The following is a 9,856-nucleotide window of genomic DNA, read 5'->3' as shown; positions in this document are numbered from 1 at the left end:
AGACCCCTCCCGCCCCCTCCGACGACGAGATCGTCGCCGCCGTCGGACCGCGGCTCCGGCGCCTGCGCACCCGCCGCGACCGCACGCTCGCGTCCCTCGCGGCCGAGACCGGCATCTCGGCGAGCACCCTCTCGCGCCTCGAGAGCGGAGGCCGTCGCGCGACGCTGGAGCTGCTCCTCCCGATCGCCCGCGCCCTCGGGGCGCCGCTCGACGAGCTCGTCGGCGCCGCGCCGGAGGATCCCCGCGTGCACGGCCGGCCGCTGCGCCGGAACGGCATGCTCATCCAGCCGCTCAGCCGCGACGCGGGTGCGCTCCAGGCGTTCAAGCACACGCTCCCGGCCGGGTCGGTGACGGAGCCGGCGGAGCAGCGCGCTCACGAGGGCTTCGAGTGGCTCTACGTGCTGAGCGGGCGGCTCCGCCTGCGACTCGGCGAGCACGATCTGGTGCTGCCGGCCGGCGAGGCCGCCGAGTTCGACACCCGGGTGCCGCACTGGTTCGGCCGCGCCGACGAGCAGCAGGTCGAGTTCCTCAGCCTCTTCGGCCGCCAGGGCGAGCGGATGCACGTGCGCGCGTCAACGCGCCGCTGAGCGCGGTCACGCCTCGCCGAGCACCTCGCGCGCGAAGCCCTCGGTGCGCGCCCGCAGAGTCGCGATCCGCTGCGCTCGCGCCGCCTCGAGGTCGAACCCGATGTAGGCCACCGACGGGCGCCGCCGCACGTTCACCGAGCACTCGAAGCGGGAGCAGACGAGCGTGCCGAGCGAGTCCCCCGCCCGCCCGGCCGCTCCGGCCTTCCGCGCCCCGAAGAAGACGACGTCGTTCGGGAGCTGCACGTCGCGGCACCACGAGCACTGCGCCCGCGAGCGCGGCAGGGCGTCGGCCTGGGTGAGCAGGACCCCGACGAGGCGCTCCTCCAGCGGCACGACGACGTAGGCGCGGCGGCCCATCCTCCGGTCGCGCCAGCCGAGATGGTCGATGACCGACCAGTCCAGCGCGTCGAAGTCCTTCGGCAGCGCGAGGTCGGCGACCTCCTTGCGGGAGGCGTTGACGAAGGACTCGCGGATCTCGGTCTCGGTCAGTGGCTGCATGGCGCTTCCGAGCCTAGGCCGGGATCAGCCCAGGTGGGCGACGGCCTCCTTCGGAGCCTGAGCGAGGAACTCCTCCTTCTTCACCCGGATCATCGCGACGGCGACGACGGAGGCCACGACCAGCCCGATCGCGGCCGCGACGAAGACCGCGGAGTAGCCGTCGACGAAGGCGACCGGCGACTGCTGCTCACCCGCGACTCCCGCGTAGAGGGTCGTGAAGATCGACAGCCCGATCGAGCCGCCGATCTGCATGGCGGCGTTCGCGGTCGCTCCGGCGGCACCGGCGTCGTGGGCCGCGACTCCGGTGAGCGCGAGGTTCTGCAGCGGCACGAAGACCATCGCCATGCCGACGCCCAGGAGGATCAGCGCGGGCAGCACCTCGAGGAGGTAGCCGCCGTCGGGGGTGATGCGGCTCAGGTAGAGGAGCCCGGCCGCCGCGATCAGCGGGCCGACGATCATCAGCACGCGCGGGCCGGTGCGCGGCAGCAGCTTGGCGGCGACTCCGGCGACGATCATGATCGTCACCGTCATCGGCAGATTGGCCAGGCCCGCCTCGAGCGGCGGCAGGCCCAGGACCAGCTGCAGGTGCAGGGTCAGGTAGAGGGTGGAGCCGATCATCACGCTGCCGACGATCGCCTGGACCAGGAATGCTCCGCCGCGGACGCGGTCGGCGACGATGCGCAGCGGCAGCGACGGGTGGTCGGAGCGGGCCTGGATCCGCACGAAGAGTGCCAGCAGCAGCACGCCGACGAGGAGGAAGCCGAGGGTGTCGACGCGGAGCCAGCCCTGCTCGGCGAGGGTGAAGCCGTAGACGACGCTCGCGAGCCCGAGCGCGACGGTGATCGTCCCGGCGACGTCGAAGCGGTTGCGCCCCTCCGCGCGGCTCTCGGTGACGAGCAGTTGGCCGGCGATCGCGCCGACCACGACGACGGGGACGTTGACGAGGAGGCACCAGCGCCAGTCGGCGAACTCGGTGAGCAGCCCGCCCAGCACGAGGCCGACGGCGGCGCCCGCTCCGGCGACCGCTCCGAAGACGGCGAAGGCCGTGCCCCGCTCGCGGCCGGAGGGGAAGGAGACGGTGAGGAGGGCCAGAGCGGCCGGGGCGAGCAGCGCGGCGAAGGCGCCCTGCAGCCCGCGGGCGGCGATCAGCTCGGTGCCGGAGGTGGCGAGGCCGCCCCAGGCGGAGGCCGCGCCGAAGCCGATCATCCCGATCAGGTACGTGCGCTTGCGGCCGGTGTAGTCGGCGATGCGGCCGCCCAGGAGCAGGAGCGCGCCGAACGCGAGGGCGTAGGCGGTGACGACCCACTGGCGCTCGACGTCGGTGAGGCCGAGGTCGGCCTGCGCGGCGGGGAGGGCGATCGTGACGATGGTGCCGTCGAGCACGACGACGAGCTGCGTGAGCGCGAGGATCACGAGCACCCACCAGCGGCGGGCGGAGGAGGGAGCGGACGGGGAGGGCATGGCGGCCTTTCACACGGAGCGGAGCGGGACCGGCGGGTCCGGATCCGAGCCGCGTCATCGGGGCCGAACCACCCCAACCAGTTGGTTGGGCGAAGAAGAGTGTATCGTTCGAGCGCCCGGAGGTGAACCATGGAGCCGACATCCGATGCGGCGCTGCCCGCGCGCGAGCGGATCCTCCGCGCGGCCTCCGTCGAGTTCGCCGCCCACGGCTTCGCGGGCGCCCGGGTCGACCGCGTGGCCGCGGCGGCGGGTCTGAACAAGGAGCGGCTCTACGCCTACTACGGCGGCAAGCGCGGCCTGTTCGTCGCGACCGTCGTCGAGGCGCTCGGCGCTCTCGACGAGACGCTCCTCGCCGAGGCGGCGGACCTCCCCGACCTCGCGGGCCGCATGTTCGACCATGTGTGGGAGCACCCGGAGTTCCTGCGCCTGCTCACGTGGGCGCGCCTGGAGGGAGCCGGCGTCTGGGAGGAGGCCGGCGAGCAGCTCGGCGGGGTCCCCGCCCCCGAGGCCCGGGTCCTCGAGTGGCAGCGCGCCGGCGTCGTCGACGCGAGCTGGTCCGCCGACGACCTCTTCATCGCCCTCCTCGGCCTGTGCGAGATCTGGCACCTCACCCCCTTCGCCTCCCGGGGCGGGGAGGAGACGCGCGACCGCCGCCGCGCCTTCGTCGTGCACGTCGCGCAGCTGGTGGGCGCACCGCGCTGAGGCCGACCCCTCCCCCGGCAACGGAAGCGACGTCGGCATCTCCGATCCGGACGCGGTGGACGGGGCGGCTCATCCCTCCGAGCCGGAACCCGACGGATCGGACTGGAGTGGGAGGTCCCACGGATCCGGCTTCGGAACGACCCCTTCATCACCCGGAAGGACCGCGCCCGCCGCGCGCTGAGCCTCGTCCTCGAGGAGGAGTGATTCGAAATCGCCGGGCGCGCACGGCATCTCCGCCCCGATCATGTACATCTCCTCGACAGCGCCGGTGACGAAGCTCGCCCGCAGCACCGGTCCGCCCTGCCCGTAGACCGTCGGGCGCGGAGTCGAATCGGTCACTCTCACCGTCATCCCCAGCGACTCCCAGTAGTCCGCGACCTTCCGCGCATCCCCCTCGACATCGGTGCCCGCCGGGGCCCACCAGGCGTAGCTGTAGCTCGCACCGCTCACCCGGTCGCCGGGGCCGCACACATCGGGCCTGGCCGCGCCGCTCCGCGGCCACCACCCCTCCACATCGAGCCGCCCCGCGGAGTCCCGCACGAACTCCACCACCCGGTCCCGACCCTCCCGAGGACTCATCGTGCTCACCGGTCTCGCCTCCTTCTCCGTTGCACAAGCGGTCATCGACATCACGAGCAGAGCGGCGACGGTCAGCGCGACGCCCGTCCGCTGAGGAGAGCCTCTACCCGCCATGGGAGGCTCCCACGACCGCCTTCTGGAAGGCGGTCGGTCCGAGCGGCCGGTTCTCGGTCAGCAGGTCGAGTCGCCGGGAGACGGCCCACGCCGCGTTCTGCAGGGACTCGGTGTTCGTGTCGAGATACCCCGCGAGATCGCCGTCGTCGCTCTTCAGCGCAGCGTGATCCGTCACGATCCTCCCGGCGTCGCCTCCGGTCTCCACACCGAAGACGCGCGCGCCGAAGTCCTCGTCAGCGGGATCCGTGTGGTGGTTCCAGCTGAAGGCGCGGCCCATCCACGCGGCCTCGTCGCCGCTCTCGGTCTCGCCGAGGTACTTGTCCCGCGCCTGCCCCGCGAAGACGGATTCCGCGTGCAGGTCGCTCGCCGCGTCGACGCTGTCCGGGAGGCCGGCCGAGCCCAGCGTCACGACGACCCCGAGCTCGACGTCCGAGCGCGAGGCGGCGACGGCCATGACGGTGCTGCCGTAGGAGTGGGCGACGACGTTCGGCTTCGGCAGGTCGTCGCCCCGGACCGCGGAGAGCCCCTGGACAGCCGAGGCGAGTGCGGCGCCGCCGGCGACCGCCTGGTTCGAGGTGAGGACGTCCATGCCGTTCCCGCCGAGCCGCGCCATCGGCGGGGTCTCGTAGCCGATCCAGGAGACGACGGCGCTGCCGGGCGGGAGGAGTGACTGCAGATTCTGCGACGCCTTCGTCCATCGGGTCATGCTCTCCGTCGTCTGTCCCATCCCGGGGACGGCGTAGGTGACGTTCGTGGCGGTGTCGGGATCGCCGATCGAGACGGCGGCGAGCGGAGGCTCGTCGGCGGTCAGGGAGATGAGGAAGCGCGGGTCCTGACCGAGACCGCGCCGGAGCGATGCCCGCACGTCCCTCAGCGCCACCAGCTGCGACTCCACCGCCGCGAGTCGCTCCCCGTCGCCCGCCTTCCCGCGCAGGCCCGCCGCCTCGCTCCTCAGCGCCACGATCCGCGCCCTCAGCGCCCTCTCGTTCGCCCTCACCCGGGCGCGGTAGGGAACACCCTCCAGATTTCCGATCACTCCGGGCAGACCGGCGACCAGCGCCTCCTGCTGCGGCGAGAAGCGCGCGCCGTCCGTGGAGTCGAGGCTCCGCCACCAGTCGTTCACGAGGGTCGGAGCCAGTCGCCCGAGGCGCGCCGCGAGGTCGGGCGACGCCGCCAGGAGTGTCGCGAGATCGTCGGACGAGAGCGCCGCGAGGGAGTCGAGCAGGCTCCGGCCGCCCCGGGGCCGCGCCAGGGTGCCGACGGCGTCGAGGACCGGAACGGAGAGCGCCGCTCCCCCCGCGGCGGTGAAGGCCAGGGAGATCCGCTCGACCCAGGTCGCGTCGGCCGCACCGATCGACAGCAGCTCGCGGAAGCCCCGGAGCACCGAGAAGGACTCGACCGGCGCCCACGAGCAGCGGTTGCCGAAGGCTCCCCAGGCGGCCATCAGATCCTGGAGCCGGGAGCGCATCGCCTCGTCCGCCTGCCGGGTCTGCGAGACGAAGACGTCGAGGCGCTCGGGATCGGCGGAGGTCGTGCCTCCCGCGGCGGGGCCGCCCGGGGACGTGCGGGGCACCGACCGCGGGGAGAACAGCGCACGGATCGGCGGAGGCACGACCGGCCGATCGGACGGCGGCCGGTCGACGACCTCCTCGACTCCCGCCGCGAGGGCCGCGACCGGATCGAGGCGGCGCTGCCGCTCGCGCTCGTCCGCCCGCCGCTCCCAGGCCGCGTACTCCTCCCGGCGCCGACGCTCCTCCTCGGCCTTCCTCGCCACGAGCCGCACCGTGTCGGCGAGCTCGTGCAGCTCGGCGCTCAGCCGACCGCGGTTCTCCCTGTCGCAGAGGCGGACCCGGCGGAACAGCTCGGCGTACGCGCCGCGGAACTCGCCCAGTGCGTACTCGGCAGCGACGGACCTCAGCAGCTCCTGGGAGGCGAGCGCCTCCGCCGCCTCGTCCGAGGCACGGACCAGCTCCGCCGCTGCTGCATGGTCGAAAGAGAACAGGGTCATCGCCTCCTGAGTGAGAACATCTCAGGAAATGTAGAACGACCACGACGACGTCGGCACCGGGTGGCGCGAGACGGCGCGCGGTCAGCGCGCCCGCGCCGCGTCCGGCGGCACGCAGAAGTGGCGCGGACCCCGTCGGTCCGCGCCACTCGTTCAGATCACGCGGCTCACTCCGCCGCGGTCAGCCGCTCCAGGTATCCCGCGAACGCGCGCAGGTCCTCCTCGGGCCAGGCGCTCAGCGCCTCCTGCATCCGCTGCCGCTGACGGCCGCCGAGGTCGCGCATCCGCTCGCATCCGGCCGCGCTGAGCGAGAGGAACCGCGCTCGGCCGTCGGCGGGATCGGAGGTCATCTCGACCAGGCCCAGCTCGGCGAGCTGGCGGGCCTGGCGGCTGATCGCGCTGCGGTCGACCCCGAGCCGCTCCGCCGCGGCGCCGGAGTGGACCGGACCGCAGCGCTCGAGGATCCGCAGCAGCCGCAGTCCGAAGGGCGGCAGCGCCGGGTCGATCGACGCCGCCGCGTCCCGGACGGCGAGGCGCACCTGGACGGCGAGCACGGTGATCTGCTCCTCGACCTCGTGCAGCGCCTCGGCCGAGGGCGCGGCGGCGGGCATCAGGAGCGCTCGATCACGTCGACGGAGCCGGTGGGAGCAGCGTGCCGGGCGTGCCCGACCGGCTCCTCCTGCCGCTCCTCGTCGGCGTGGCGGCCGTGTCCGACGGGAGTGGCCTCGCGACCCTCCCGGGCGTGCGTCGCGTCGTCCGTCCGCCGGGCCTGGCCGACGGGGCGGAGCGCCGCCTGGCCGTCCGAGGCGGCGATGAGGGCGTCCTCCGCGGCCTGCAGCGGAGTGGTCGGCTCCGCCTTGAGCTGCACCGCGTTCTTCGAGCCGAGGCTCACGTTGGGCAGGAGGACGACGGCGATCAGCGTGACCACGGCGAGCGGGATGCTGTAGAGGAACACGTCGCCCACGCCGATCCCGTAGGCGCTCTCGACCACGACGCGCACGGCGTCGGGCAGGGTCGCCGGCTGCGGGATCGTGCCGCTGCCCAGCGCCTGCGCGGCGAGAGCCTGGTCGGCGGGAGCGAGACCCGCGATGCCGGTCTTGATGCGGTCGGCGATCACGGTGCCGAGCATCGAGCCCAGGACCGAGACTCCGACGGTGCCGCCGAGGCTGCGGAAGAACGTGACCGCGCTGGTCGCGACGCCGAGGTTCTTCACCTCGATCGAGTTCTGCACCACCAGGACGAGGTTCTGCATCAGCATGCCCAGGCCGGCGCCGAGGACGGCCATGTAGATCCCGACGAGGACCAGGTCCGTGTCGTAGCGGAGGGTGCTGAGGAGGGAGGTTCCGATCACGGCGAGCAAGCCGCCGCTGATCATGATCGCCTTCCACTTGCCGGTGCGCGAGATGATCCCGCCGAAGATCGTCGAGGCGATCAGCAGGCCGGCCATCATCGGGATGGTGAGCAGGCCCGACTGGGTCGGCGTGGCTCCGCGGGCCAGCTGCATGTACTGCGCGAGGAAGACGGCGACGCCGAACATCGAGACGCCGACCGAGATGCTCGCCACGACGGCGAGGCTGAAGGTGCGGTTCTTGAACATCCCCATGGGGATGATCGGCTCGGCCACGGTGAGCTCGGTGATCACGGCGGCGATCAGCAGCACGACGGCACCGCCGACCATGACCGCGGTCTCCCACGAGGCCCAGTCGAAGTTCTTGCCGGCGAGGGAGACCCAGATCAGCAGGAGCGAGACTCCGCCCGCGATGAGCACGGCGCCGAGGTAGTCGATCCGCACCTTGCGCTTGGGGTGCGCGGGGAGGCGGAGGGTCATCTGGAGGAGGACGATCGCGACGATCGCGACGGGCATCGCGATGAAGAAGTTCCAGCGCCAGCCGAACGCGTCGGTCACGACGCCGCCCAGGAGCGGGCCGCCGACGGTGCCGATCGCCATCACGCCGCCGAAGAGGCCGGCGTACTTGCCGCGCTCACGGGGGCTGATGATGTCGGCCATGATGATCTGGCTCAGCGCGGCGAGTCCGCCGGCGCCCAGGCCCTGGAACACGCGGAAGACGATCAGCATGTTCGTGTCCTGCGAGAAGCCGGCCAGGGCGGAGCCGATGACGAACAGCCCGAGGGCGAGCTGGATCAGCAGCTTGCGGTTGAACAGGTCGGCGAACTTGCCCCAGAGCGGGGTGGAGACCGTGGTCGCGAGCAGGGTCGCGGTGACGACCCAGGTGTAGGCGTTCTGGTCGCCCTTGAGGTCGGAGATGATCCGGGGCAGCGAGGTCGACACGACCGTGCCCGCGAGGATCGAGACGAACATGCCCAGCAGCAGGCCGCTGAGCGATTCGAGCACCTGGCGGTGCGACATGGCGCCGTCCGGCCCGGCGGGGGCGTGCGGCGCGGTGGTTCCGCGCGATGCGGCGCGGTGTTCGGGGTGTGACATGGGCTCCTCTTCAGCACGGCGGCGGTTCTAGTTGACTGCGATCAACTATTGACCGAGAGCAACTATATAGCCGGGCGTCACGAATCTCCAGTGGCACTCTGCTGCCGTCCAGGCGCCGCTCCGGCCGCGCCTATCCTCGGAGCATGGACAACATCGATCGGAAGATCCTCGATCTGCTGCGCCAGAACTCCCGCGCGGGCTACGGCGACATCGGCGGCGTGGTCGGGCTCTCCGCCTCCGCGGTGAAGCGCCGCGTCGACCGCCTCGTGGCCGACGGCGTGATCCGCGGCTTCACGATCAAGGTCGACCCCGCGGTCGACGGCATGGCCACCGAGGCCTACGTCGAGCTCTTCTGCCGCGGCACCGTCGCTCCGGACGAGCTCCGCCGCATCCTCTCCGCGGTCCCCGAGGTCGTCGACGCGGGCACGGTCACCGGCTCCGCCGACGCGATCGTCCACATCCGCTCGCGCGACATCCCCAGCCTCGAGCTCGCCCTCGAGAAGGTCCGCATCGCGCCCAACGTCGACCACACGCGCTCCGCGATCGTCCTCTCCCGCCTCATCCAGCGCAGCGAGGCCTGACGGATCGCGCCATCTCCTCGACGCGCGTCGCGACCGCCTGGTACTCCATACCTGTATGGTGAATCCAGGAGGGCGAGCATGAGCGACAGGGAACAGGCCGGTACGGCGGCACGACGGAGACGGCGCATCTGGCTGATGCTGCCGGCACTGTTCGTCGGCGTCCTGGCCGGGCACCTCATCGCGACCGCGGTGAGCGCCGCGGATCCGTGGGACGTCGTGGTCACCGCCGCCGTCGCGGCAGCGGTGGCGTCCGTCGTCCTCGCCCTCGTCGACCGGCGGCGCTGAGCCCTCCCTCCTGGATCGGAATCCGAGGGAGGGAACGACGATGGAACGACAGAGGACGAGCACGGCACTGGTCGCGGCGGCGGCCGCTCTGCTGGCGGTGCCGCTGTTCACAGCGCAGGCCGCGCACGCCGAGCCGGCGAGGCAGGAGACGAGCAGCCGGGTGCACCTCGAGGCACGGGGCGGATCGGCGTCGACGGTGACCTTCGACGTCACCGACGGCACGCGGATCGTCGAGCTGGCGGGCGGCGGGGTCGGCTTCACGGACGGCGCCGAGACGTCCGACGCACTCCCGGAGAGGATCGACGTCGGACGCGGCCGCACCGTGTCGGGCCACTGGTCGATCGACGACTCCGACACGCTCACCTTCCACTTCGCCCCGGACTCGGCGTCCCGCTCGGCGGCGGGCGGCCTGCACCTGAACAGCGACTGGAGCTCGCCCGAGTGGGGCCACTGCGTCGCCGGGAGCGGCGTCAGCGGTGCCGCGACCGGCGGGGTGATCGGCGCGATCTCCGGTCCCGGTGCGATCGCCTCCGCGACCGGCGGGCTGCTCGCGGGGATCATCGGCGGAGCGATCACCTGCTGAGCGTCGCCTCCTGAACGA

At 72.6% G+C, this 9,856-nt stretch carries 11 protein-coding genes; 5 read left to right on the top strand and 6 right to left on the bottom strand.

Annotated elements, in window-relative coordinates; genetic code table 11:
- Positions 1 to 29: 29 nt before the first annotated feature.
- On the top strand, positions 30 to 587 hold the full coding sequence (locus C5C29_RS09975) for a helix-turn-helix domain-containing protein (protein WP_104308337.1): 558 nt from the start codon (positions 30 to 32) through the stop codon (positions 585 to 587).
- Between the two features lie 6 nt (positions 588 to 593).
- On the opposite strand, the gene C5C29_RS09970 is transcribed toward C5C29_RS09975, so the two are convergent.
- Positions 594 to 1,085: an FBP domain-containing protein gene (locus C5C29_RS09970; protein ID WP_104222848.1), complete on the bottom strand. Its 492-nt coding sequence runs from the start codon at positions 1,083 to 1,085 to the stop codon at positions 594 to 596.
- Between the two features lie 24 nt (positions 1,086 to 1,109).
- The gene (locus C5C29_RS09965) at positions 1,110 to 2,546 is read right to left on the bottom strand and encodes an MFS transporter (RefSeq protein WP_104246903.1); all 1,437 of its coding nucleotides are present in this window, start codon (positions 2,544 to 2,546) and stop codon (positions 1,110 to 1,112) included.
- A gap of 129 nt (positions 2,547 to 2,675) precedes the next feature.
- On the opposite strand from C5C29_RS09965, the gene C5C29_RS09960 reads away from it, so the two are divergent.
- The gene (locus C5C29_RS09960) at positions 2,676 to 3,248 is read left to right on the top strand and encodes a TetR family transcriptional regulator (RefSeq protein WP_104297647.1); all 573 of its coding nucleotides are present in this window, start codon (positions 2,676 to 2,678) and stop codon (positions 3,246 to 3,248) included.
- A 69-nt stretch (positions 3,249 to 3,317) separates the two neighbouring features.
- On the opposite strand, the gene C5C29_RS09955 is transcribed toward C5C29_RS09960, so the two are convergent.
- From C5C29_RS09955 to C5C29_RS09940, 4 genes are all read right to left on the bottom strand, one after another.
- A complete protein-coding gene (locus C5C29_RS09955) occupies positions 3,318 to 3,800 on the bottom strand; it encodes a hypothetical protein (protein WP_146083480.1) in 483 nt (160 codons plus the stop codon).
- Between the two features lie 130 nt (positions 3,801 to 3,930).
- Positions 3,931 to 5,949 (bottom strand): alpha/beta hydrolase, encoded by a 2,019-nt coding sequence (locus C5C29_RS09950; protein ID WP_104308336.1) that lies wholly within the window; start codon positions 5,947 to 5,949, stop codon positions 3,931 to 3,933.
- Between the two features lie 164 nt (positions 5,950 to 6,113).
- Positions 6,114 to 6,557, bottom strand: a complete 444-nt coding sequence (locus C5C29_RS09945) for a MarR family winged helix-turn-helix transcriptional regulator (RefSeq protein WP_104222853.1) — start codon at positions 6,555 to 6,557, stop codon at positions 6,114 to 6,116.
- The gene (locus tag C5C29_RS09940; protein ID WP_104308335.1) at positions 6,557 to 8,314 is read right to left on the bottom strand and encodes an MDR family MFS transporter; all 1,758 of its coding nucleotides are present in this window, start codon (positions 8,312 to 8,314) and stop codon (positions 6,557 to 6,559) included. The genes C5C29_RS09945 and C5C29_RS09940 overlap by 1 nt, the downstream gene beginning before the upstream one ends.
- Positions 8,315 to 8,532: 218 nt before the next feature.
- Here C5C29_RS09940 and C5C29_RS09935 point away from each other — a divergent pair, with 218 nt between their 5' ends.
- The 3 genes from C5C29_RS09935 (at position 8,533) to C5C29_RS09930 (ending at position 9,838) form a co-directional block, all read left to right on the top strand.
- Entirely contained in the window at positions 8,533 to 8,970 is a 438-nt protein-coding gene (locus C5C29_RS09935; RefSeq protein ID WP_104222855.1) for an Lrp/AsnC family transcriptional regulator, read from the top strand.
- A 78-nt stretch (positions 8,971 to 9,048) separates the two neighbouring features.
- Complete coding sequence (locus C5C29_RS16820; protein ID WP_146082222.1) at positions 9,049 to 9,255, top strand: hypothetical protein; 207 nt, start codon at positions 9,049 to 9,051, stop codon at positions 9,253 to 9,255.
- Between the two features lie 40 nt (positions 9,256 to 9,295).
- Positions 9,296 to 9,838, top strand: coding sequence for a hypothetical protein (locus C5C29_RS09930; protein WP_104222856.1), 543 nt, complete (start codon positions 9,296 to 9,298; stop codon positions 9,836 to 9,838).
- Positions 9,839 to 9,856: the final 18 nt, after the last annotated feature.

The organism is Rathayibacter sp. AY1H2 (assembly GCF_002931985.1).
Lineage (GTDB): Bacteria > Actinomycetota > Actinomycetes > Actinomycetales > Microbacteriaceae > Rathayibacter.
This window is presented reverse-complemented; position numbering and strand designations above follow the sequence as displayed.